Annotated in this window: 18 protein-coding genes; 8 read left to right on the top strand and 10 right to left on the bottom strand. The window is 63.4% G+C overall.

The features are described 5' to 3' along the window. Window positions 1-284: 284 nt before the first annotated feature. Together G335_RS0100370 and G335_RS0100365 are read right to left on the bottom strand one after the other, a co-directional pair. The gene (locus G335_RS0100370) at window positions 285-1,574 is read right to left on the bottom strand and encodes a nucleotide sugar dehydrogenase (protein WP_018175574.1); all 1,290 of its coding nucleotides are present in this window, start codon (window positions 1,572-1,574) and stop codon (window positions 285-287) included. A gap of 91 nt (window positions 1,575-1,665) precedes the next feature. Beyond that, window positions 1,666-2,796, bottom strand: coding sequence for a hypothetical protein (locus G335_RS0100365; RefSeq protein ID WP_026304732.1), 1,131 nt, complete (start codon window positions 2,794-2,796; stop codon window positions 1,666-1,668). 560 nt (window positions 2,797-3,356) lie between these two features. On the opposite strand from G335_RS0100365, the gene wecB reads away from it, so the two are divergent. From wecB to G335_RS0100345, 4 genes are read left to right on the top strand one after another with little or no spacing between them, the layout of a single operon-like run. Next, window positions 3,357-4,511 carry a non-hydrolyzing UDP-N-acetylglucosamine 2-epimerase gene (gene wecB / locus G335_RS0100360; RefSeq protein WP_018169283.1) on the top strand — a complete coding sequence of 385 codons (1,155 nt, stop codon included), beginning with the start codon at window positions 3,357-3,359 and terminating at the stop codon, window positions 4,509-4,511. Between the two features lie 5 nt (window positions 4,512-4,516). Next, window positions 4,517-5,482: a polysaccharide deacetylase family protein gene (locus G335_RS0100355; protein ID WP_018169284.1), complete on the top strand. Its 966-nt coding sequence runs from the start codon at window positions 4,517-4,519 to the stop codon at window positions 5,480-5,482. Then, window positions 5,479-6,474 carry a polysaccharide deacetylase family protein gene (locus G335_RS0100350; protein ID WP_018175571.1) on the top strand — a complete coding sequence of 332 codons (996 nt, stop codon included), beginning with the start codon at window positions 5,479-5,481 and terminating at the stop codon, window positions 6,472-6,474. The genes G335_RS0100355 and G335_RS0100350 overlap by 4 nt, the downstream gene beginning before the upstream one ends. A gap of 2 nt (window positions 6,475-6,476) precedes the next feature. After that, window positions 6,477-7,634 (top strand): GNAT family N-acetyltransferase, encoded by a 1,158-nt coding sequence (locus G335_RS0100345; protein WP_018169286.1) that lies wholly within the window; start codon window positions 6,477-6,479, stop codon window positions 7,632-7,634. Here the strand turns inward: G335_RS0100345 and G335_RS0100340 are convergent. Genes G335_RS0100340 through G335_RS0100325 form a run of 4 tightly spaced genes read right to left on the bottom strand, consistent with a single transcriptional unit; the run spans window position 7,597 to window position 12,095 of the window. Next, entirely contained in the window at window positions 7,597-8,247 is a 651-nt protein-coding gene (locus G335_RS0100340; RefSeq protein ID WP_018175570.1) for a GNAT family N-acetyltransferase, read from the bottom strand. The genes G335_RS0100345 and G335_RS0100340 overlap by 38 nt on opposite strands. Window positions 8,248-8,284: 37 nt before the next feature. Further along, complete coding sequence (locus tag G335_RS0100335) at window positions 8,285-9,253, bottom strand: GNAT family N-acetyltransferase (RefSeq protein WP_018169288.1); 969 nt, start codon at window positions 9,251-9,253, stop codon at window positions 8,285-8,287. Continuing rightward, window positions 9,250-10,485 carry a pyridoxal-dependent decarboxylase, exosortase A system-associated gene (locus G335_RS0100330; RefSeq protein WP_018175569.1) on the bottom strand — a complete coding sequence of 412 codons (1,236 nt, stop codon included), beginning with the start codon at window positions 10,483-10,485 and terminating at the stop codon, window positions 9,250-9,252. Before G335_RS0100330 ends, G335_RS0100335 begins: the two co-directional genes overlap by 4 nt. Next, window positions 10,482-12,095: an acyl-CoA ligase (AMP-forming), exosortase A system-associated gene (locus G335_RS0100325; protein WP_018175568.1), complete on the bottom strand. Its 1,614-nt coding sequence runs from the start codon at window positions 12,093-12,095 to the stop codon at window positions 10,482-10,484. Before G335_RS0100325 ends, G335_RS0100330 begins: the two co-directional genes overlap by 4 nt. Window positions 12,096-12,300: 205 nt before the next feature. On the opposite strand from G335_RS0100325, the gene G335_RS0100320 reads away from it, so the two are divergent. Together G335_RS0100320 and G335_RS0100315 are read left to right on the top strand one after the other, a co-directional pair. Further along, window positions 12,301-13,734, top strand: a complete 1,434-nt coding sequence (locus tag G335_RS0100320) for a putative O-glycosylation ligase, exosortase A system-associated (protein ID WP_018175567.1) — start codon at window positions 12,301-12,303, stop codon at window positions 13,732-13,734. 22 nt (window positions 13,735-13,756) lie between these two features. Beyond that, window positions 13,757-15,592: a hypothetical protein gene (locus G335_RS0100315; RefSeq protein ID WP_026304731.1), complete on the top strand. Its 1,836-nt coding sequence runs from the start codon at window positions 13,757-13,759 to the stop codon at window positions 15,590-15,592. 14 nt (window positions 15,593-15,606) lie between these two features. Here G335_RS0100315 and G335_RS0100310 read toward each other — a convergent pair whose 3' ends face one another. Continuing rightward, complete coding sequence (locus G335_RS0100310; protein WP_026304730.1) at window positions 15,607-16,617, bottom strand: glycosyltransferase family 2 protein; 1,011 nt, start codon at window positions 16,615-16,617, stop codon at window positions 15,607-15,609. A gap of 107 nt (window positions 16,618-16,724) precedes the next feature. Between G335_RS0100310 and G335_RS13465 the strand changes: the two genes are divergently transcribed. After that, on the top strand, window positions 16,725-17,549 hold the full coding sequence (locus G335_RS13465; RefSeq protein WP_018175564.1) for a hypothetical protein: 825 nt from the start codon (window positions 16,725-16,727) through the stop codon (window positions 17,547-17,549). A gap of 230 nt (window positions 17,550-17,779) precedes the next feature. Further along, on the top strand, window positions 17,780-19,003 hold the full coding sequence (locus tag G335_RS0100300) for a hypothetical protein (RefSeq protein ID WP_155986703.1): 1,224 nt from the start codon (window positions 17,780-17,782) through the stop codon (window positions 19,001-19,003). Between the two features lie 285 nt (window positions 19,004-19,288). Here G335_RS0100300 and G335_RS0100295 read toward each other — a convergent pair whose 3' ends face one another. The 3 genes from G335_RS0100295 to G335_RS0100285 all read right to left on the bottom strand — a co-directional run bounded on the left by G335_RS0100295 (window position 19,289) and on the right by G335_RS0100285 (window position 23,304). Continuing rightward, a complete protein-coding gene (locus G335_RS0100295) occupies window positions 19,289-20,854 on the bottom strand; it encodes an asparagine synthase-related protein (protein WP_026304729.1) in 1,566 nt (521 codons plus the stop codon). A 498-nt stretch (window positions 20,855-21,352) separates the two neighbouring features. Next, a complete protein-coding gene (locus tag G335_RS13650) occupies window positions 21,353-22,186 on the bottom strand; it encodes an FkbM family methyltransferase (protein ID WP_196802238.1) in 834 nt (277 codons plus the stop codon). 218 nt (window positions 22,187-22,404) lie between these two features. Beyond that, window positions 22,405-23,304, bottom strand: coding sequence for a hypothetical protein (locus G335_RS0100285; protein ID WP_231362639.1), 900 nt, complete (start codon window positions 23,302-23,304; stop codon window positions 22,405-22,407). Between the last annotated feature and the right edge of the window lie 7 nt (window positions 23,305-23,311).

The raw sequence follows: 23,311 nt of genomic DNA, 5'->3' as shown, positions 1-23,311 counted from the left end.
TCGGTGCGGGCGCGCGTCACGCCCGAATGCACATGGGGCGCAGCGACGCCCCTGCAATCAGGCGGCACGTCGGAAACCATGGGGCAACAACGCGGACGGACACACGGTTCAGCGTCTCCCGGGACGAAAGCGTCCCGCCACTGTAGCTCCGGCCGCGCCCATGAACAGCGGGGGCGTTATGCGGGCGTAGCGTTCGCCATCCGTGCGCCGCACCGGGGCCCGGAGCCTCCCCATCAGGAACCCGGGGGGCACCAACGCAAACGCGTGATGGGCTCGGCGCCCCCTTAAAGGCGGAGATCCGTGGCGGAGCGCGGAAAGACGGACTTCACGTCGAAGATCACCGACTCGGGCCGTGCCAGTTCGCGGATGGCCTCGATCCCCATCTGCAGGAATTCGCGGTGCGGCACGGCCACGATGATTGCATCGAACTGCCCCGGTGCCGGCGTCTCGGTCACCGGCGTGATGCCGTACTCGTGCTCGGCCTCGGCCGGGTCCACCCAGGGGTCGAAGACCGTCACCTCGGCGTTGTAGCCAGCCAGGGTGGCGTGGATGTCGATCACCCGGGTATTGCGCAGGTCCGGGCAGTTCTCCTTGAAGGTTAGCCCCATCACCAGGATCCGCGCCCCCACCGGGTTGATGCCCTTGCGCACCAGGGCGCGCACCGTGTTGTCCGCGATGTGCGCGCCCATGGCATCGTTCACGCGCCGCCCGGCCAGGATCATCTCCGGGTGATGGCCCACCGCCTGTGCCTTGTGCGTCAGGTAGTAGGGATCCACGCCAATGCAGTGTCCGCCCACCAGGCCCGGCCGGAAGGGCAGGAAGTTCCACTTGGTCCCGGCCGCCTTCAGTACCGCCTCGGTATCCAGGCCCAGGCGCTCGAACAGCAGGGCCAGCTCGTTGATCAGCGCGATGTTCACGTCGCGCTGGGTATTCTCGATCACCTTGGCGGCCTCGGCCACGCGGATGCTCTCGGCCTTGTGCGTCCCGGCGGTGATCACCCGCGCATACAGCCCGTCCACGAAGTCGGCCACCTCCGGGGTGGAGCCCGAGGTCACCTTCATGATGGAGGTGACCCCGTGCTCCTTGTCGCCCGGGTTGATGCGCTCGGGGCTGTAGCCGGTGAAGAAGTCCCGGTTATGCACCAGCCCGGACTGCGCCTCGAGGATCGGCACGCAATCCTCCTCGGTCGCCCCCGGGTAAACGGTGGATTCGTAGATCACCGTGTCGCCCGGCTTGAGGACCTGCCCCACACTGCGGCTGGCTCCCAGCAGCGGTCCCAGATCCGGTCGCTTGTGCAGGTCAATCGGCGTCGGGACGGTCACCACGAACACGTTGCATTCGCGCATGGTCTCGAGATCGGCGGTGTACGTCAGCTGCGGGGTCGCGGCGAGCTTCTCCGGCTCCACCTCGCGCGTGCGGTCCACTCCAGCCTGCAGCTGCCGCACCCGATCCGGGTCGATATCGAACCCGCGGGTGGGCCATTGATGGCCGAATTCCACGGCCAGTGGCAGGCCGACGTACCCCAGACCGACTACTCCGATGGTGACTTCATCCAGCGCGGGAAGCGTATGCATAAGATGTCCGTTCTCTTTGCCAATCGTAATGGAGGGCGCCGGGCCGGTTACCTCTCCGTTTTCGTATGCGATACCGACGCTCGCAACCCCGTCAGCGGCAGGGCGCACAGCCCGGGACACGCGGCCCGACACCGTCCGCTCGTCCGGGGTTGGGCCCCGGCGGCCCGGCATAGGCACCCCAGACTGCCTGCTCGCGCAAACGGCCATTGTAGTCGCGATCCGCACCCGCGGCCGGGGCCGAACTCACGCCGGCAGAACGCTCGTGCAGAGCGCCCTCCCGGGGATAGAGATCCAGCGCATCCTGCCCGGCATCCGGTGCCGCCAGATACCGGGCCGCGTCCGCGCGCGCCGCAATGAAGTTCTCGCCGCCCGCGATACGCCCCGAGAGCTGCAGCGGATCCCCGGCAAACACGGCGTTGCCGGACGCCTCCTGATCGTAGGCCCGACCCGACGCGTCCACCCGGATGCCGAACCCGGTGGCCAGGATCGTATTGTTCACGATCCGGATCTCGCGTGGCCGGTGGTTGTGCGGCCGCACCAGTACCGCGTCGCCCGTATCGTTCAGGAACAGGTTGTCGTGTAGCTCGATATTCCCCTCGCCCTGAAACAGACGCTCGTGCGGGTTCTGATAGAACAGGTTCCCCGCGATGCGATAGCGGTCCTGGGACCCCGGCCCGGCGGGCGGGAAATGCCCCACCAGCAGGTTGGGCCGCGCCCGCCCCCCGTCGCTGGCGCGCTCTGCCTTGCTCAGCAGGTTGTAGCGAATCCGCGTCTCCCGCGGCTCCGCCGGCATCCCCGGGATCCCGTCGCGGTCCGTCTGGTGCTTGATCTGGATGTTGTACCCCAGGGTGCGGTGAACGTGATTGTGCTCGATCACGCCAGCGACAAACGGGCTGGTCCCGTCCGGCTGTCCCAGATACATCCCGGTCCCCACATCGTGGATCTCGTTGTGCCGGATCACCCAGTCCCGGGCGGGCGCCCGCGTGGTGATCCCGGCGTTGCCTTGCGAATGGTCGTAATGACGGATGGTCAGGTGTTCCAGGGTCACGTGATGGACCCCATCACCGCGCGCCTCGGCGACCACCCCGGCCACGGGTTCGCCACCACCATCCAGGGTCAGGTGCCGGATCACGACATGCTCGGCGTCCACCAGGCTGATCGTGTTCTCCCCGCGGCGTCCGCGCAGGATGGCGGGCTCGCCGCCGACCGGGCCACTGATCACGATGGGTTGCTCCGGCGTTCCGCGCACGCCATGCAGCCGCAGGGCCCAGGGGTAGTCGCCCGGTGCCAGCTGCAGCCAGTCGCCGGGCTCCAGCGACGCCACCCGCGCACGGTAATCTTCCGGACCCGCCCGTACCACGTTCCAGGCCGTATCCGGCAGGTCTGTTCCAGGCTCACTTGTGACCGTAGAAGTGCCTGGATCTGCAATGGCGACCGGTATCCCCTGCAGCAAGACGCACGCCGCCAGCAACCCGCCAAGGGCACGGCACAGTCCGCGATCGAAACGTTCCATCACCGAGGCCTCCCTTGCCGAAAACGCTTACCCAACCCACTTGCCGAACTCAACGATGACCCCCGGCCACCCTGTTGTCACGCACTACCACCCACACCGGATCTAACGAGCCATTCACGAAGGCCCAGCATGTTTCTGCAGACACGATAAAGTGATTCAACAGGGATCCCGACCGGGCCTCGCGGACCCATCGCGGATGCCCAGCAGCGCCCGTTGGCGTCGTCGCAAGCGGGCCCCGCCCATGCGCCCACAGGACATCTCGACAGCCCATGACAAGCCATCAGCAATGCGACATCGTGTGCGTCGTTGGCGCACGGCCGAATTTCATGAAGATCGGCCCGGTGATGCGCGCGCTGGCCGGCGCGGGCATCACCGGGCAGCTCGTGCATACCGGCCAGCACTACGATCCGGCGATGAACGAGCGCTTCTTCACCGATCTGAACATCCCGTACCCGGACATCAACCTGGAAGTCGGCTCCTCCTCCCACGCGGTACAGACGGCCGAGGTCATGAGCCGCTTCGAGCCGGTGCTGGACGCGCTGAACCCGCGGGCCGTGCTGGTCGTGGGCGACGTGAACTCCACCATCGCCTGTGCCCTGGTCGCGGCCAAGAAGGGGATTGGCGTGATCCACGTCGAGGCCGGGCTGCGCAGCTACGATCGACGCATGCCGGAGGAGATCAACCGGGTTCTGACCGACCAGATCTCCGATCTCCTGTTCACCACCGAAGGCCATGCCATCGACAACCTCGCGCGCGAGGGGATCGATCGCGAGCGCGTCCACTTCGTCGGCAACGTGATGATCGACACCCAGCTCCACAACCTCGAGCGGGCCGTGCCCTGGGACGCATCCCTGCAATCCGCGGGTATCGACCCGGCGCGCTTCGCCCCGGATGGTGCCTACGGCGTGCTAACCCTGCACCGTCCCTCCAATGTCGACGACCCGGCGATCCTGGAACGCCTCATCGCCACTCTCGCGACCATCGCCCGCGAACTGCCCCTGGTCTTCCCGCTGCACCCCCGCACCCGCGACCGGCTGCAGGCCTCCGGGCTGGACCACCACCTGAGCGAGGCGCCCATCGCGGTCCTGCCGCCGGCCGGCTATCTGGAAATGCTGGGCCTGATGAAGGACGCGCGAGTCGTGCTCACCGACTCCGGTGGCATGCAGGAAGAAACCACGGCGCTGGGCGTACCCTGCATCACCCTGCGGGAGAATACCGAACGGCCCATCACCATCGACGAGGGCACCAATGTCCTGGTCGGACACGACCCGAAGCGTCTGCAGGCCGCCTTCCGCGACGTCATGGACCATGGCGGCAAACAGGGCCGCGCCCCGCAATACTGGGATGGCCGCGCCGGCGAGCGTATTGCCTCCGTCATCGCCCAGTGGCTGGGGCACGAGCCGCGCGCCCGCGCCACGGGCTGACCCGCATGCTGCTGCGCTCGCTGCTGTCCCTGATGTCGCCCGGCGGCTCCCGCGCGCGCCTGTCCATCCTGATCTATCACCGCGTCCTGCCCGCACCCGACCCGCTGTTGCCCGGCGATCCGCACGCCGATGATTTCCGCTGGCAGATGCGCCTGCTGGCCCGCTCCATGAACCCCTTGCCGCTGGACGAGGCCGTGGACCGCCTGCAGGCCGCTACGCTGCCCGCCCGCGCGGTCAGCGTCTCCTTCGATGACGGCTACGCCGACAACGCCACGGTCGCCCTGCCGATCCTGCGCGAGGCGGGCGTGCCGGCCACCTTCTTCATCGCCACCGGGTATCTCGACGGCGGGCGCATGTTCAACGACACCCTGATCGAGACCGTACGCCGCCTGCCAGCGGGCCCCATCGACCTGACGCCGGAGGGCCTGGGACAGCGGCAGCTGGACACCATCGCCGACCGGCGGGAGTTGATCCGCGCCCTGATCGGCCAGTTCAAGTACCAGCCCGCGGAGCAGCGCACGGCCGGCACCGAGGCACTTGCCCGGCGCTTCGGACTGAAACTTCCTGACGACCTGATGATGACTCGCGCCCAGGTCCGCGAACTGGCGGCGGCGGGCATGGGGATCGGCGGGCACACGGCCACCCACCCGATCCTCACCGAGGTGGACGCCACCACCGCGCGCGCCGAGATCCAGCGCGGCAAGGCCGATCTGGAGACGCTGCTGGACCGCCCGCTGCGCCTGTTCGCCTACCCGAACGGCCGCCCGGACCGCGACTACGCCGCCGAGCACGTGCAGATCGCGCGCGAGTGCGGCTTCGATGCCGCCGTCTCCACCGCCGCCGGCGCCGCGCGCGCGGCTTCCGATCCGTTCCAGCTCCCGCGCTTTACCCCCTGGGACCGCACGCCCCTGCGCTTCGGCCTGCGCCTGGCCCGCAACCTCGCCGAACCCTTGGAACGCCGCGCCGCATGACCACCCGTGTCCACATCACGGTCGACACCGAGTTCAGCATCGGCGGGGCCTTTGCCGACCCCCAGGGCCGGCGGCCGATCGGCCCGCCGTCCGTCTACTGCGAGCGCCATGGTCGCTCGGAAGGTCTGGGCTATCTTCTGGAGACCCTGGAGCAGTACGGCATTCGCGGCACCTTCTTTGTCGAGACCCTGAACACCTGCTATTTCGGAGACGAGCTCATGGGGGGCATCGCGCGCGAGATCGCCGCGCGGGGGCATGACGTGCAACTCCACCTGCACCCCTGCTGGACGTACTTCGAACAGCCGAACTGGTCTCAACAGCTGCAGACGAATCCGCCGAACGATGACATCACCCGCCGCAGCGAGGACGAGCAGGTTCGGCTGATCCGGATGGGCCAGGACACCTTCACCCGCTGGGGCCTGCCCGCGCCCACGGTCCTGCGTACCGGCGGGCTCAAGGTCGGGCTTGGCGTCTACGCGGCGATGCGCCGCTGCGGCATGGGGATCGCCTCGAACATCGGCCTGGCGATCTACCGCCCGCGCGAGCCCGAGCTGCACTTGTTCGCCGGACATCACGATATCGACGGCATACGCGAGTTCCCGGTCACCACCTACACGGACTTTTGCCTGCGGGGCGAGCGCCACTACAAGACCCTCACGATCACGGGATGCTCCTGGCCGGAGACCCGGACCGTCCTGAAAAAGGCCCGCGAACAGGGCGTATCGGATGTCGTGGTCCTCACCCACCCATTCGAGTTCGTGAAGCACCGGGGCGACGCCGCCCGGTCGCCGACCCTTGATCGCATCAATCGTCACCGCCTGAAACGACTGTGCAAATTCGTCGCGGAACAGCCCGGTCTGGAGGCGGCCTGCATGAGCACACTCGGAAACGAGCCCGCGGCCCCGCATGAAGACACGCTCGATGTCCCCGCCTACCGGGCTCTGGGGCGCATCCTCGTCAACCGCCTCAACCACGCCTCGGTCGGGGTGTGAGCATGGCCCGCTCCCCCAGCGCCGCGGCGACCCAGCAGAACGATCGTGCCCGCGCAGCGAACTGGGTCCTGCGCCAGGCCTCGCCGGGCGAGACCTTCACGCCCCCGGCGCCGGGCACGATGATGGAGCATGACCCGGAGTGGCTGCTCGCCATACGGCACCCCGGCCACGGCAGCGTGCTGCTGGCCGAGCGGGACTCCCGCCAGTTGCCCATCTATGTCCACGACGGGGCCCTCAGCTTCGTCCTCGGTGGCATGGCCCTGAGGCGCATCGAGATCCGCCGCCATGTACTCACCGGCAACCTGCCCGACTGGTCGCAGGATGACCTGACGGCCGTCCTCGGCGAGCTGAAAGGCCACCTGGACCGGCGCGGCGTGGTGTTTCTGATCGGCGTGGTCGAAGGCGAACCGCTCTGGCAGGCGCTGCAATCGGCCGAGCTCCGCCGTCACTACCACGTACTGCAAAGCGGCGAGACGGACACGCGGCGTCTGGCGGACCTGCCAGGCACCTTCGATGCGTATCTCGGCTCGTTGCCACGCAAGGCCCGCCAGGATATCCGCCGCAGTGAACGTCGATTCAGCGAACACTTCGGCCAAAGCGCGCGCCTGGATGTCTTCTCCCGACCGGAAGAGATCACGGCGTTTCTTGATACCGTCGAGCCCGTATCGGCCCGCACCTACCAAAGCCGCCTGCTCGGACTGGGGGTAAAGCGAGGGCACTGGATTGAGCGCATGCTGCAGGCCGCCGCCGAACGCGGCTACGCGCGATGTTACGGCTTGTTTGTGGACCAGAAGCTGGTCGCCTGGAGAGTCGGCTTCGTCTTTCAGGGCACCTATTTCAGCCACCACATCGGCTACGACCCGGACTGGTCCGAATGGCATCCGGGCATTGTGCTGCAAGCACGGACCCTCCAGGACCTCTGTTCGCTGTCACCGACCATCCAGCGCGTCGACATGCTGCACGGAGACAACGCGGCAAAGCGCAAACTCTCGAACCAGTCGCGCCGCGAAGGCAAGTTCTACCTGTTCCCGCGAAACGTGCGGGGGACCCTGCTCTACACCTCGCTGGGTAGCTTCAACAGGCTCTCTGACACCCTCTCTGCCCTCGCCGCACGCCTGAAATTCAAGGACCGGATCCGGAGGGTTCTGCGGCGGGTTTGAGGCGCGTGACGCCGAAGCCCCGCCGGCGGGTACCGGGGGTGGCGACAAGGCGTCCGGAGGTAGTCGCGACAATGATCCCCGCCGGCCGCCAGCCTGCGCGCCGGAATGCCCGGCGAGAGGCAATATTGGTGGAGCGGACATGACAGTACGCGCGCCCGTAGCCTTCCCGAAACAGCGTCTCGCAGGCATGCCGAACCAGTGCCTGGGCGTGCCCCCGCCCGCGCTCGGATTCCGGCGTGTACAGGAAGGAGACAAAGAACGCCTCGGCCGGCAGGGAGAACCGCAACGGAATCGGCGTGGAGACATCGAATGCGCCGAACTGCACATTCAGCTGCGACACGATCCGTCCGCCCGTCTCCATTGCATGGATGCGCCCGCCCTCGCGCAACAGGCGCCGGGGTGAGCGGCCGGTGTGTCCCGCGATCGACCGGGCCTGATCCTCGGGCAGACCGTCGAACCCCGCCACATCACAAAACTGGTGGTAGCACACTTCCGGCGGCCCCTCGTGCGGACTCCCGCCGTCCGTGGCGTCCGCGCGCAGTTCGTAGAGCCAGTGGACCTGGAGACCGGTCAGTCGCTTGAGCAGCCACAGGGCGGATGCCTCGAACGTCATCGGTGACAGGCGCAGCCGGCGCACGAGCGATCGCCCCTCAGCCTGCCGCGGCCGCCCGGGCACGACGCTTGGCCCGGCCCTTGAGCTGCAAGCGGCTCAGCACATCACTGGCCAGACGCGAAAGGTCCGTGACCGCCAGATACGAGTACACCAGGGCGCGGTTACGCCAGGACGGGCGCAACAGGTACACGTCGGCGCAATAGCGGGAGTCCTTCCCGAACAGCGACTTGTGCGCGCCTTCCCCCGGGCTGAAATCGAACAGGGCAAATCGCTCCTCGTGGAACAGCGCCTCCAGCACCAGCCACTGCAGGACCGTGCCGGGGGACAGGTCGGCATGCTCCTGCAAGTAGCCGAGGAATGCGTAACGCAGAATCCCGTCGTCAATCGGACAGTACAGATAGGCAATGGGCTGCCCCTGCAGAAACAGCAGGTACCCGCGCACCCGCCCCTCGCGAGCACGTTCCACCAGTTGCTCGACGAACGCCTTGCCCCCGGGCAGACCGGCATCCAGCAAGCGCTCCTGATAGGTCCGGGCCGACACCTCGCGGGCGAGTTGATGAAACTCCTGGATCCCCTCCGGCGTGTCGTATTGGCGCCAGTCGACCGCGCCGCCGGAGGCCTCCGCCAGCTTGCGCACCTTGCGGCGCATGCTCGCGCGCGTCTTCGCGCTGAACCGTCCCTGATACGCGTCCCACCCGGTGGTCAGATCAATGAAGTGGCGCTGATACTGCCGGGGCACGAAGCGCAATCGCCCCCGAAACCGCGAGACGCGGGGCAGGGGCGCCTCCACCGGCATGGAGCGGATCAGGCAGTCCTCGTCCGGTGCGGCCGTCAGAATCTCTTCGGCATGCTCGGCACGGATCCGGGTAAACGGAAGCTGCAGCACCTGCATCGTGCGCACCGGCTCCGCCAGGGTGCGATACCCGAAGCGGAAAGGCAGATACACCGTCTGGCGCGCCAGCGGCAGGGCCGGGCTTTCCGGGGGCACGGCAACGGCGCCGTTCACACCAGGATCTCCACGGGTTCTGGATGACTGAGGAAGCGCGTGGGGCTCGCGGTGTAGCCGTAAGCACCCGACTGGAAGACCACGATCAGGTCGCCCACGTCGGCGCGTGCCAGTTCCATCTGCTGGGCCAGCACATCCAGCGGCGTGCACAAAGGGCCCACCACGTTCACGACCTCGCGCTCGGTACCGCGCACGCGATTGCCCACCACCACCGGATAGTTCTTGCGGATCACCTGGCCAAAGTTGCCGGAAGCGGCCAGGTGGTGATGCAGGCCGCCATTGGTGACCAGGAACACCTGACCGCGCGACTCCTTGCGGTCCAGGACCTCGGCCACATAAATGCCGGCCTCGCCCACCAGGTAGCGCCCCAGTTCGAGAATGATCTCTGCATCCGGGAGCACATCCCGCACCGCAGGCAGACGGCCTTCCAGGTGCTCCGCGACCGGCCCGAGATCCAGCGGTTGATCGCCCGGGAAATAGGGGATACCGAAGCCGCCGCCGATGTTCAGCATCTCGACCGGCCCCGGGGCGGACTCGGCCAAACGCAGGGCAAGCTCGAACGTTTGCCCCTGCGCCTCGACCAAGGTCTCTGGTCGCAGGTTCTGCGAGCCGGAGAAGATATGGAAACCGCGAAAATGCAGCCCGAGTTCGCCAATGCGGGCCAGCAGGTCGGGGACCCGTTCGGCATCGATCCCGAAGGCCTTGGGGCCGCCACTCATGCGCATGCCGGAGCTCTTCAGCTCGAAATCGGGATTCACCCGGACCGCGACACGGGCCTGATAGCCGGTACGCGCGGCAATCGCGCCGACCCGCTCGAGTTCGGTGGGAGATTCCAGGTTGATGGTGATCCCGGCCGCGACGGCGGCCTCCAGCTCCGGCACCGACTTGCCCGGTCCGGCAAAGCTGATGTCATCCGGACGGGTCCCGGTATCGAGCGCCACCTGCATCTCGCGCTGCGAGGCCACATCGAGCCCGTCCACCTGCCCGGCCATGTGTTGTACGACCGCCGGCATCGGGTTGGCCTTGATCGCGTAATGCAGCGAGAGGCCATCCGGCAGGCTGCGACGCAGCAGCGCGACCCGGCGGGTCATTGCGTCCCGGTCATAGGCATAAAAGGGGGTCTGTCCGATGCGCGCGGCCAGATCTACGAGCGACTGCCCTCCAAGCTGGAGGCAGTCGTCCACCACGCTGAACTGGTCCATCGGGCAGTGGTCGGGGCGGGTATCGTTCACGCCGGCACCCCTTCCCGGAACAGGTCGCCAAACTCGCTGGCAAGCGCCTTGCGGTCGATCTTGCCGTTGGCGTTGCGCGGCAGTGGCTCGGTGCACAAACCGACATGCGCCGGCAGCATGAAACCCGGCAAATGGGGGCGCAGCGCGTCGATCAGGTCATCCGCCCGCAGCCCCGGGGCCTGCGGCAGGGCCACAAGCACGATCGCTTGCCCCAGGCCCGGGTGTTCCACCCCCAGCGCGGCGGCCTCCGCCACCAGCCCTGTGGCATAGACCGCTTCTTCCACCTCGTTGGGGCTCACGCGGTACCCGGAAGTCTTAATCATCTCGTCACGGCGCCCAACGAAATAGAGGAACCCATCCGCATCCATGCGTACCGTATCGCCGGACCACACCGCCATCTCGGTCAGTGGCACACCGGGCGGTTGGCCCGGCGCAGGGCGGAAACGCTCCGCCGTGCGTTCCGGATCGTTCCAGTACCCCATGGCGACCAGCGCACCCCGGTGAACCAGCTCGCCCGGCTCGCCGGGGGCGCAGGGGCTGCCGTCCTCGCGGACCACCTGGATCTCCGCATTGGGGATCGCCCGGCCCATGGAGCCGGCACGCTTGTCCAGCTCGGCCGGCGGGAGATAGGTGGAACGAAATGCCTCGGTCAATCCGTACATCAGGTAGCAATCGGTGCGCGGAAGTTGTTCGCGCAGGGCCGCGAGTGTCTCCTTCGGCATCGCACCGCCAGAGTTGGTGATATAGCGCAGGGAGGCGCGTGCCGCTTCCGGCCATTCCAGGCGGGCGAGCTGGATCCACAGAGGCGGGACGGCCGCAAGGCCGGTGATGCCGTCGCGCTCCACGGCCCGGATCACGTCGCGCGGCAGCAGGTAATTCAGCAACACGGCCTCGGCCCCGATCCGGAAGGCGGTGGTCAGCTGGCTCAGGCCATAGTCAAAACTGAAGGGGAGCACCGCGAGGATGCGATCCTCCGACCGGTTGTCCAGGTAGGTCGACACGCTCTGTGCGCCCGCGACCATATTGCGGTGCGAAAGCACAACCCCCTTGGGGCGTCCGGTACTCCCGGAGGTGTAGAGGATCGCGGCCATGTCGGTATCGATCACCCGGTGCCCGCTCAATCCATCGCGATCCGGCTCGGCGTCCCAGGCGTCCACTCGCACATGCCCACCCCCGGCATCGCCCGAGTCCTGACCCGAGTCCTGGCTCGGCTCCTGCCCCACCACCAGCACCGTGTGCAGGTCGGGGCACCCGGCGAGAGCCGCACGCAGTGCCGCCAGGCGGTCCGCGGAGGTCACCAGGATGCGCACATTGCAGTCGCGCAGGATGTGCGCCACCTGTTCCGCCTTGAGTAGCGGGTTAACCGGAACGAATACACCGCCAGCGCGAGCCGCACCGAACAGGGCGTGAACCGTCTCCGGCCGCTTGTCGAGGTAGACCGCGACGCGTTCCTGACGCTCCAGGCCGCAATCCAGCAGGCGCGAGGCCGCGCGCTCGATACTGGCCGCCAGCGTCGCATAGTCCTCGACGCCATCCCGATGGCGCAGGGCCGGTACGGCCGCCGAGCGCTCGGCTTGCATCAATACGGAATCGTGCAGGAGAAAGGACATTCGGCGCCAAGGGGTATCGGAGATTGACGAATCGATCATACCCCACGCACTTCGCACCGCTGGCCGCGGCCTGGCCACAGCGTTAGTAGTCCGTTCGTCGGCCCGGCCTTACATGCGTCTCGCCGCGTGTAACATTCGAAAAGACGCGCCATGAGCCATCCCTTTTCCGTCCGTCCCGGCCACAGCGGCGCGAGGTTCGAACTGCATGCGTGATTACCTGCTCGCCCTGATCGTCGTCGTGCTCGTTCCCCTGATCGTGCGCTACGCGTGGATCGGCATCCTGGCCTGGTTCTGGGTCGGGCTCTTTGCGCCCCAGTGGCATGCGTGGACCTTCATGCGCGGGGCCCCCCTCGCCACCTACCTGGGCGGGGCGACCCTGGTCGCACTGTTCCTGGCAAAGGATCGCAAGCCGTTTCCGTTCACCCGCGAGACGGTGATGCTGTTCGCGCTGGCGGCGTATTTCGCGATGACCAGCCACTTCGCGGTGAATTCCAGTGGCGCCTGGGACTTCTGGATCCACTTCATGAAGATCCTGCTGATCACCTTCATCACGCCCCTGCTGATCTACGGCGAGCGCCGCATTGTCTGGCTGCTGCTGGTGATCACCGCCTCGCTCGCCTTCTACGGATTCAAGGGCGGCATCTTCGCCCTCCAGACGGGCGGGGCCCACATGGTCCTTGGGCCCGTTGGCTCCTACCTTTCCGGCAATACCTACATCGGCCTGGCCATGCTCATGGTGCTGCCACTCATCCTGGCAAGCGCGCGCATGTTCCATCACCAGTGGGTCGACCTGGGATTCGACCTGCTCCGTCGATTCTCGCGCCCCATTAGCTGGTTCCTCTACGGCGTCTTCTGGCTCACCGCAATCGCGATCCTCGCCACCCACTCGCGCGGGGCGTTCGTCGGCCTGCTCGCGATCGTGCCCCTGCTCTTCTGGCACATGCAGAAGAAGTGGCTGATGGTCCTCGTCGGCTTTTTCCTTATAGCGGTGGTGGGCGTGACCGCACCGGAGCCGCTGGTCGAGCGCTGGCAGACGATCGAGACCTACGAGGAAGACACCTCCGCCATGCAACGCATCCAGTCCTGGGGCGTGGCCTGGAACATGGCGATGGAACGCCCCCTCACCGGCATGGGGTTTCGGAACTCAGCTCTGGGTTATGACTGGTGGATGGGCTATGCCAATTTCGAGGGCAGCTGGCGCCACGTACTGTCTCCCCACAGCGTGTATTTCGGGATCCTGGGACAACACGGGTTCGGAGGCCTGGCCGTATTCCTGCTGCTAATGGCCTTCACCTTTCACACTCTCAACCGGGTCCGGCGAACGGCGCGCCAACGGACAGGAGAGATCTGGCTGTCGGAGTACGCCTGGGCCCTGCAGATTGGGCTCGTAGGCTATCTGATATCCGGCATCTTCCTGGATGTCGCCTACTTCAACCTGCTGTATGCCTTTATCGCCCTGGCCGTCATCATGCGCAGGGAACTGGAACAGGCCCCACAAGCGGCCACGGCCCCGGCTTCCGATCCGCCCACGGAGCCAGGCCTCGCCTCCGGCCCCGATCCCGACCCCGAACCAGTCCGCGCAGACAAGGACACCGTGATGTCCGGCACCCTGATGGGGCCGTCGTCGCCCAGGGTTTAAGTCGATTGTGATTACCGACCTGATGGGGGCCACACCAATCATCCCTTCCTCCGCGCCTGCGGCTTCCGAGTTGGGCCGGTGTCTAGAGGCCCTCGCCGCTGCACTACGTACTCACATCCGGCCCGGCTCTGGCTTGCACGATCCAGTCGATGAAGCCCCTACACCCGCAGATCACTACGGCCAAACCGGTGCCGCCCTCGCGCTTGCAATCCTGGATGGGCCCGACTCGCGGATGTGGCGGCACCCCCTGGAGGCGTGGGAGGCCCTGCCGGCGCAAAAGACCGGGCACGCCCCGTTCAACCGCTTCCTGCTGACCCTGCTCGCGGAACACCTCGAGCGATCCGGGGCACCGGCAAGCGAAGTGGCGCACAGCCGGGCATTGGCTCAAGGCTGCAAGTTGGCGCGCCGCTACCCATCCAACAATTGGACCTTGCTGGCCCGGCTGTGCGAAGTGCAGGAGGCCAACGGCAAGGCCGAACCCCGGACGCATGCGCGCCTGCGCGGACTCCTTGACCGCTGGACAACCCCTTCCGGCGCCTTCGTTGATTACCCGGCCCGCCCCGGCACACCGGCACGCGGGGCCACACCCGCGGCCTATCATCACAAAGCGTTGTTCGTGGCGGTCATGGCCGCGGAGCTTGGCGAACCGGAAGCATGGCGGCCCACCATCGAGCGCCTGTTGCGATGGAGCCTCTACGTGTGGGACGGCCACGGCCATGCTGGCGGCCTCGGCCGGAGCAGCCACGCGCTCTTTGGAGATGCCTGTCTGGTAGCGAGCCTGCTACTGCTCGGGGCCGCAACTGACGCACACCAGGACACCGCATCCGGACGGATGCTGAGCGGCCTTCTTGGGCGCTGGTCCGACCAGATTCGGTCCGATGGCTTCCAGGCACTGAACCCCGCCGATACCGCCATTTCAGGCACAGGCTGGGACCCCTACATGCATCTGTCGGTCTACAACGCCTGGGCCGCGGCCATAATCGCATGGGCGCGCTGTCGCACGGACCGCCCTGATCGCGAGCATGCCGTCCACCTCGATGCGCTCGAGGCCGCACAGCCAGCCCACACGGGGACCGAGCTTCTCCGGGCCGGAACACCGTCTGCCACCTTTGCCCTGGTCTCTACCCACGGGCAGCCTCCACAGGCCTTCAGCCGCGACGCCGTGGAGCTGCGCTATGCCGGTGGCGTACCGTTGCACGTGACCTGGCAGGGGAACGTGCTTTGTCCCGCGCCTGCCCGAATACCCGTAAAAGCCCTGCTGGACGCTCCCGCCCTGGCGGGCTGGACGCCCGTGTTCCTGATTGACGACCGCCTGTTCGGACTCACCGACTTCGAACACTGCGAAAGCGAGGCTTCGGAAGAACGCTTGCGAGTAACGCTCTCGGGACACCCGCGCCCTTTGCTTCGCCTTGCCGACACAAGCCTCCCGGCCCGGGCCCTGGCAGCACTCGACTGGCGGTTGCTGGATGGCGCGCTAGGCCGGCGCGCCGCCCTGCGGAGAGCGCCATACCGGGACGTCGTCGGCACTGTCACCCTGATCATTTCCCTGAAGAAGCCTTGCATCGTGCAACGGCTGAACCTCGAATACGGCGGTCGGCAGGGTCTCACCCTCCTGAACCCGGGCGGACACGCTGTCACCGACACGCGACGGGTGAATCGCTGGTTCAGACAAGCCGTGAACGGAGCCCAGCGCGATCACTCATCGGGCGACTGGCACGAGACGCCCTTGCCCTCCGCCATTGCCAGTGGCATGGGGTTTTGCCAGAGCCCCGAAAGCATCCTGAGAGGCACTTACATGTCCGAACTGACACTCGAATGGCCCAGTCGGCACCGGGACGCTACGGGATCGCCATGCTAGCCGCCCAACATCGCTTACGCCGTTGGCCGTCCACCCTTTTCTCCAAGGCGTCCGAGGGCCAGGCCCAGGATGTTCGGCAAGAACAGGACCGCCCCCAGCGGATCTCGACGCAACGTCGCCCTCACCAAAGACCAGTCCAGGGGTTTACGGTGCCTCAGCTGGTGCAAGACGGCCGCGACGAAAGAACGCCGCGAGTCCGCCAGCTGTCCCCGCACAAATGCCCGCTGCTTCCCATCCAGCCGAATCTCTTCAAGAACCATGCGCGCGAGCGCGATGTAGTTGGATGTCAGGCGAACATAGCCTTCCGTCTTCCAGCCCGACTTGTCGAAGATATTCACGCCCTCGCCTTCGTCGGCATAAATACGGGGCGAAAATGCCACGCGACCGATCGATTGCCCCAGCGTCAGTTTGAACAACCGGTCCTCACCCTGAAAAAGACTCTCGCGGAAACGGACATCGGGAAACCGGTCAAGTCGGTACGCCATGGTCGTCGGACCAATGATATTGGTTCGCCGAACCAAAAGGTCAAAGAAATCCCCAACGTATTCGTACAAGTCGTGTTCCGGATCCACCACGCGGTGCTCCTCGGGACAGATATTGTCGTTCCGAGTATCCGACCACTGGAAGCGCGATGTCGGGATTCCGGTTCGTCGACTGTTTCCCACAAAGAGGTCGAATCCTTGGTCAAGGGCTCGCACAGCATCATCCAGAAAGGGCCCTATCCATTCGTCATCGGAATCCAGAAAGGCGACATGGCGGGTGCCTGGAGCAACATGTTCGAGGCCCTTATTTCGGGCCGCCGCCGGCCCCGCATTCTCCTGGTGAATAACCTCGACCGGACAATCCTCCAGGAAATCGCCGATCTCCTCCTCGGCTGGAAGTGGCGACCCGTCATCGACCACCAGGACCTCTATGTCAACTCCCGCGGCGTTGTCCAGAACCGAACGCACGCACTGGCGCAGAAGTCCCCGCTTGCGCTGGAAATAAGGTATGACCACTGCAATCTTCGAAGGGCTCACGGACAATTTGATATCTCCACGACGGGGACCGAACAGCTGCCTTTTGACATCTAAACCCCTCTAATACAACCCCAACATCCGGGGCGCTCCCCTGGATTGTGCTGGAGCTCGAGATGTATCTCTACAGCTATCGTAAACGACCCAACTTTGGCGACGCTCTCAACGACTACCTTTGGCCACGTTTCATCCGAACGCCACTGGAGGCTGAGCCAGGCTCCAACGAGGTGTTTGTAGGCATAGGGACGTTGCTCAATGAACGCCTGCCCGCCTCGGGCGTTCTCCACATCTTCGGCAGCGGCCTCGGCTATGGAACGGTCCCAGCAGAAGCCGTCGCGCGCTGGACGGTGCACTTCGTACGGGGCCCCTTGACCGCCGCCTCCCTGAACCTGGACCCGAAACTCGCCATCTCTGACCCCGGCATCCTCCTCCACCGCACCGAAGACCTCAACCCGAAAAAAGATATCGACTGCGCCTTTATGCCGCACCACGCCCTTTTCTCCGAACGAATGCGCCAGCTTTGCGAGCAGGCCGGCGTTCATTTCATTCATCCCGAGGCCTCTTGCGACAGCGTAATCGATCAGATCGGGCGATCCCGCAAGCTCATCTGCTCCGCCATGCACGGCGCGATCACGGCCGAAGCACTCCGTGTTCCGTGGCTTCCCGTGATTACAAACCGCCAAATGCTTCTGAGCAAGTGGCACGACTGGTCAGCGAGCATGCAGACTGAAGTCCACTTTCACAAGCTTCCGACAATCTGGTCTCACGCCAACCGGTCTCCCCATGGCTGGGTCCTTGCGAAATTCAAGGGCAACACCTTTTCCCGAAAACTGAAACAACTCGCACGGACAGGTAATTTCCAATTAGGGGCCGATCGCATCCTTCAGGACCGCATCCAGCGCATAGAGAACAAGATCCACGACTTCAACTCACAGATATGAAGCCAAGTCGACGGCGCCGACCACCCCAGAAAGGCGCCTCTCAATTAAAGGCGGATTGGGCTAAATAACCCCCTGAATCAAAGACGCAAAACCAAACGAAGAAACACCAGATGTTCGCATGATAAAAAATACAATACAACCGACCGACCGCCCCCGACACGCTGCGAAAAAGCAAACAACAAAAGGGCGGTTTCGACTGATATTCAATATCACCCATGGGGACGACTGCCATGACCATCTACGTCGAACGAACGGAGCAACGCGAAGAAGATGGCTGGGCCATTTTCGAAACAGCAGTTCACCATCCACAACTTCCGGACAACCTCTACTTCCGTACGTTCACCCGTTATTACGGCCACATATCCGTAGAATCCGACGCGCCCGCGCTAGCCCTCCTTATGCCCGCCATGGCTTTAGGTGAAGACATACACCTCTCCACAACCGTGTCCGAGAAACTTCTCCGGAACCTTAACGGCCCAATTCAGACCATCCTCCTCGCCATTGCCCCCTACCTAACACGGGTGGAGGTGAAGGCGACCCCCGCGCCACGCACTCCTCACCATGGGGACGGGCTGGTTGCGACGGGATTTTCTTCCGGCGTCGACTCCTTCTGCACCCTAACGCAATACCATCGTGCGAACGCGCCGCAGGGCTTTGCGCTATCCTTTATGACCTACAACAACGTTGGATCGCAAACCCAATCCAACACAAAAGAGTTCATCGAACGATATAACCGCCTAAAACCCAAGGCCTCCCAAGAAGGGCTCGAACTTGTTCCAATTGATTCGAACATGGACGCCTTCTTTAAAAAGGCATCCGAAGACATTGACTTCATGCAGACCCACTCCGTGCGAAACGGCGCTGCGGCGCTTCTCTTTCAGGACAAAACCCAACGATTTTTGTATTCCTCGGCCTACCCGTATGGGTCTACGTTTGTTGGGAGGACACGCTCAATCGGACACGCGGACCCGGTCTTGCTACCTCTGCTGGGAACTGAATCCATCGAACTGATTCCGGTGGGTGGCGAACTCACGCGGGTGGAGAAGACGGTGGCCCTCGTAGAGAATCGCACGGCGCGGACAGGCTTGGACGTATGCCTAATTAATGAAAGGGGGGAGAACTGCTCGCGTTGTGGAAAATGCTTGAGGACACTCCTTTGCCTTGAAATCACAGGAAATCTCGAAAAATTCAGCGAATCCTTCGATCTTAAAGTTTATGAGAAGGAGCGAATTCGATACATTGCGGGAACCATTCGGGGACAAAGGACTTACGACAAGGAGCTACAAGATGCGATGAAACGGTACCGGTTTCGAGCCCCGCTAAAGGCGCAACTCATCGCAAGATCCAGGGTTATCGAGATGCGATACAAGATACGGCAAACAAGGCAGCTGGCTCGGCATACAATCGGTGCCATTCGGAGAAGATTGGGCAACCAAGCGTCAGCCAAGAGTTAACCAATCTTCACCGGGGAATTCGTAAAGTTTTTTTACATCCAACGTCAAACAGATTATTTTATCGCGTCTAATTGAACCCCATGCGAGAAAGCGTTTTTATGTCGCGCGCAGGAGTGACAAAACATAGTTCCGGACGATTGAACGCAGGGCTGAGATTGGCACTTTACGGTTAAGCTGGACCGTTGAAAACGTAACCCCCCCGGCAGAGCAGGGCCTATGGACGCCGAGCTTGTCCTAGGGGACGCGACCCTGTAGGAGATCATCAACAAATCTCTGAGTTCGGGCTCAGAGACCATGGATTCCTCCCGCTGCCCGTTCCATTTCTAGTCTTCTTAACAATGGCTGAAGATACCAAAGCTTCCCTGGATGCCGGGCAACGGATGAACGCGCCAGCATTGCCGCGAAGCGCCCAGTCCTCACTAGACGGGAACGCATCAGCCCAGGGTTTCTGGCCAGATACAGTAGTGTCTCGCGCGCCGCCTTGCGGTAATACCGATCGAGCTCACGTTGTCTCGGTGGCGTCGTGCTTCGAGATTCATAAGGTACGTCCGCGTATTCCGGGTAGCTGCGGCGAATTGTCTCGTCATGCAATCCCTGGCGCGCGTAGGCAGGGTTCAGCCCCATCAGAAAGTCGAACAGATCATGGTCGAGATAGGGGCAAAATACCGTTTCGACATCTCGCAAGAGACCAAAGGGAATCAGGCCGATGCATCGACGAGTGCGATTCCAGAAGACGAACGAGAGCAGTGGATTCGGTGCACCGCAGTGTTGAGCCAGCTCCTCGGCCAAGCGGTCGATTGCCACCGACCGGGGAATGCGTTTCCGAAAATCGGCTTGAGAACATGAGTGGATAAAACCCTCGTTTCCTGATTCTTCCAATAGATTCTCAGCTAGCCGTGATGTCTGGCCAGAAGCAAGGAGCTGCTGTTTCTCTTCCGTGAGCGTATGGCCTGCGGAAAGCACGTCGCCCCCAATGCCGTCGTAAATACACTTCGTCCCGCGATGCGAGAAATAACCGGCCAGTGGATCAAGCCAGGTGTGCCCGCTGGCGCAGAATTCGGTCAGCTCGATATCCTGCAGGGTTGCCTCGAGGTAGGAGGCCGGATAGTCCACCTCGTCATGCAGCTGCCCCGTGGCCTGCGTGAGGCGGCATGCAATCAACCGGTCCTCATCATCGATTGGCGGATATCCCTGGACCGTCACGGTCCGCCTTGGAGCGTGGCCTTGAGCTAGTAATTCCAGAAAGATGTGGCGCGAATCCCTGCCTCCACTGAGTGCCAGATCAAATCCGCCATCGGGAGGAACCCTGCGGCTGATGGCCTGCGCGAACAGGCCGGCATACTGGTCGACGGCCTCGTCAAAATTTCCCACCTTGGGCGCCACCTGGGATGCCCCGGAAAAACGCGGCTCCACGGAAATCTTTCCGTTTGCCCAGGTAAGCCGTACGCCCGGGGGCAAAAACCTCACGTGTTCGAAGGGCGTATCGTTCGCTAGGAAGATTCCCAGCCTCTGAAAAACCGCCAGCGCCCCGAAGTCGAGTGTTTTGGGGAAGGAACCTGCAAGCACATGCCGAATCGCCGGCGAAATCCGTATCTCGTTCCCCCATGTGCTATAGAACAATGGATACATCCCGTACCGATCGTTTTCTACGATCAGCCTTCTCCCGCTCCAGTCCCAACGGCCGAAGATTCCGTCCGTTTCTCTACCGAGACCGCCGTCGAGCTCATGACCCAGACGCACGTGCTCTTCCCCTTCAATGCAAACACCCGACGCGGTGCTTCGAGCGACGAAATATGGCTCGGGCTTGGGTTTGCTATTGCAAAGCCGAAAGTCCAAAGGCTCCTGCTTCATAGAAATCACCTCACGGGCAAAAAAAGCCAACGTCGCCTCTGCTTCAGCTCGCCCAAACACGAGCCACAACCGAATGAAGCAGCTGACTCCACGATTGCTCGAACGTCTGCATAGAAGAGGCAGCCCGCCCATGGAAGCGTTTTAACCAAGCGGGGCAAAGAGCTTCCATCCGCTTGCAGCTTCTCAGAGACGCCTTCACATCGATACCCCGATCCGTGAATGACCACCAACCGAAAGAAGAGTCGATCTATGGCAAACCGTAAGGATCCACACTAATCAAGTCCTCCTCATACGTGCGCGACTTGAGTTCGAGAGCCTGGCACGGAACGCCGCGAATCCGCCACGCTGCAACCCTTTACCCGCTAGAGCAGGGAGAGCCTCTATTCGCAGCGGATCCACTCTGCCGTGACCCCGAACGTGACCCCGAATCCCGAACGAGCCCCTAAACCGAACCACACATGGATCTAAGTAGATCATCATGTTCCAAAGGACCGCCAACTACTTCTCCGCATGAACATCCCGATGCGCGCCACTACCAATGTCCGTGAACTGCTTGAATCCGATATTTTCCAACTTCCGTCTTAGTTCAGGAACAGACACCCACCTCTCATCCACCTCATACACGATATCGGATATGCGAGGACAAAGTTGCGTCGATTGAGCAATCGATGAAATCACTGAAGGCTCATGCCCTTCAACGTCGATCTTTACAAATATTGGGAGCATCTCGCCACTCACGTACTGCTCCAAATCAGAGAACTCGTGCAGCTCGACGACCTCCCCCTTCTGCCCGTCACTCCAGCGCTCTAAACTACTCGCGCCGCTATGGTTGGGATTGGATGATACCCTCGCATTACCACGACGATTACTGATAGCCCAAGGCAGCGCCACCACGTGACCCGACACGCCATTCAAGATAATGTTCTGCTTTAGGGTTTCAAAAGTATCCTTTATCGGCTCTAACGAGATCGCCTTACGACACTGAGGGTTCCGAGCCGCAAGAATACTATAAAGGCCTTGGTTGGCGCCGATGTCAATGAAGAAAAACGGTGAGTCCTGTTCAGACAGAAGGTCCGCGAGGCCGGTACCATAGGCACCGTTCACATAAAACCGAAACGTCAGGTCGCGCCAATTTGGAACAAAGTCTACGCCGTATGGGCTACCCACCTTTTTGACACCGACCCAGTCACACCAGCGCTGACGCCAACTCGATCGGACTTCAGTACGCAGCATTCGAAAACGCCAACGAACAGAATGGATGACACCCATCAGTCCGTATTTACGATGCGTGGATAGGCTGCGGGTCCAGATGTTTTTCAGTTTGGAATGCATCGTCATTAACCAGCGCGGATGTGAGGCGTTGAAGGCGTGAAAAAAACCAGAGCCGCTACGCAATCCAGAAATGGACTTGTCCCACGGGCTGGATCACGCATTCATAGAAATCGAGTTAAATTCACATAAGGCATGCAAAGCAGCACCCCACAAGGATCCGGTATGGTCTTGGTGCCCCCCCCCCTGTGGGGTCAATCTTCGGGCCATTTCCATGCGGGTCAGTCCCGGAGAAACCGAGTAAGCCCCAAACGGCCACATACCTCGAGCAAGTCGTAGTTGTGCAGCAAATTCCGATTCAAGTCGCGGCGGACGTCCATTGGACCTTGTGGTTCGTACAGCTTGTTGCCGATACGGGTGCAATGGCCCTCATGCAGCGATTTGGCGCGAATGGGTTTAACCTTCCCCCCGCACCGTTCGTTCCAAGCCAGGATACCGCCCCCGTGATCCCAGCTGTAGGCTCGCCGTGCGACGCGTTCCCGTTCGTCGTCGGGGCCGTTGGGATGATCGTCTATCCACTTCCACCAACCGCAGCCATTGGCGAATTGATCAGCGCTGGCACCTCGGGTGGTACACCCGATCAGCTCCCAGAAACGCCCCCTTTTGCCGCTCGGGATCCGGCGAAACCAGCGGTTTCGGACGTCCACGGCCGCAGTGGCTCCATCTGGCAACTGGCGGAAACGCTGGGCCAACTCTCGGAAGAGCGGCTCACGGACCAAGAGATCGGAGTGCCAAAAGGCTAGCCGAGGGGCAAACAGGTAGACGAGTTCCATCGGGAACGCCATGTGGAGCATGGGGAAGTCGAGGCCGGCGTTAAAATCCACGAGAATCGCGCCCTCCACTAGGGGCGGCTCCCCCACGCGTGGATCAAAACCTACCACAGGGGTCCAACCGACTGATCGGACCATCCTTTGCTGGACCAAACACCATTCGTCGGCCACATTCCAGCAAAGCCATGGGTAGTCCACCCCTTCCAAGGCTTTTGCCCATGGTCCTTCAGCCAGCGCTTGCGCGGCCCGCAACTCATCTGCACAAATGGCACGCCAAACGCCTTTCCCCGCTGCATATCGGCGGCCTTCGGGATCGTCCTGGTACAACGTTTCCGTGCTCAGCACTCCCATGGACTGC

This window comes from Thioalkalivibrio sp. AKL8 (genome assembly GCF_000380525.1).
GTDB classification, from domain to species: domain Bacteria; phylum Pseudomonadota; class Gammaproteobacteria; order Ectothiorhodospirales; family Ectothiorhodospiraceae; genus Thioalkalivibrio; species Thioalkalivibrio versutus.
Note: the sequence above shows the minus strand (reverse complement) of the source record. Positions and strands in the feature narration are given on the sequence as shown.

What these genes read in the sequence shown, in the direction of transcription:
- G335_RS0100295 (WP_026304729.1), bottom strand. Translation starts at nt 20,854, where the DNA reads ATGAAGCAGGAGCCTTTGGACTTTCGGCTTTGCAATAGCAAACCCAAG.
- wecB (WP_018169283.1), top strand. Translation starts at nt 3,357, where the DNA reads ATGACAAGCCATCAGCAATGCGACATCGTGTGCGTCGTTGGCGCACGG.
- G335_RS0100340 (WP_018175570.1), bottom strand. Translation starts at nt 8,247, where the DNA reads ATGACGTTCGAGGCATCCGCCCTGTGGCTGCTCAAGCGACTGACCGGT.
- G335_RS0100300 (WP_155986703.1), top strand. Translation starts at nt 17,780, where the DNA reads ATGACCATCTACGTCGAACGAACGGAGCAACGCGAAGAAGATGGCTGG.
- G335_RS0100355 (WP_018169284.1), top strand. Translation starts at nt 4,517, where the DNA reads ATGCTGCTGCGCTCGCTGCTGTCCCTGATGTCGCCCGGCGGCTCCCGC.
- G335_RS13650 (WP_196802238.1), bottom strand. Translation starts at nt 22,186, where the DNA reads ATGCATTCCAAACTGAAAAACATCTGGACCCGCAGCCTATCCACGCAT.
- G335_RS13465 (WP_018175564.1), top strand. Translation starts at nt 16,725, where the DNA reads ATGTATCTCTACAGCTATCGTAAACGACCCAACTTTGGCGACGCTCTC.
- G335_RS0100320 (WP_018175567.1), top strand. Translation starts at nt 12,301, where the DNA reads ATGCGTGATTACCTGCTCGCCCTGATCGTCGTCGTGCTCGTTCCCCTG.
- G335_RS0100370 (WP_018175574.1), bottom strand. Translation starts at nt 1,574, where the DNA reads ATGCATACGCTTCCCGCGCTGGATGAAGTCACCATCGGAGTAGTCGGT.
- G335_RS0100285 (WP_231362639.1), bottom strand. Translation starts at nt 23,304, where the DNA reads ATGGGAGTGCTGAGCACGGAAACGTTGTACCAGGACGATCCCGAAGGC.
- G335_RS0100325 (WP_018175568.1), bottom strand. Translation starts at nt 12,095, where the DNA reads ATGTCCTTTCTCCTGCACGATTCCGTATTGATGCAAGCCGAGCGCTCG.
- G335_RS0100315 (WP_026304731.1), top strand. Translation starts at nt 13,757, where the DNA reads ATGGGGGCCACACCAATCATCCCTTCCTCCGCGCCTGCGGCTTCCGAG.
- G335_RS0100350 (WP_018175571.1), top strand. Translation starts at nt 5,479, where the DNA reads ATGACCACCCGTGTCCACATCACGGTCGACACCGAGTTCAGCATCGGC.
- G335_RS0100345 (WP_018169286.1), top strand. Translation starts at nt 6,477, where the DNA reads ATGGCCCGCTCCCCCAGCGCCGCGGCGACCCAGCAGAACGATCGTGCC.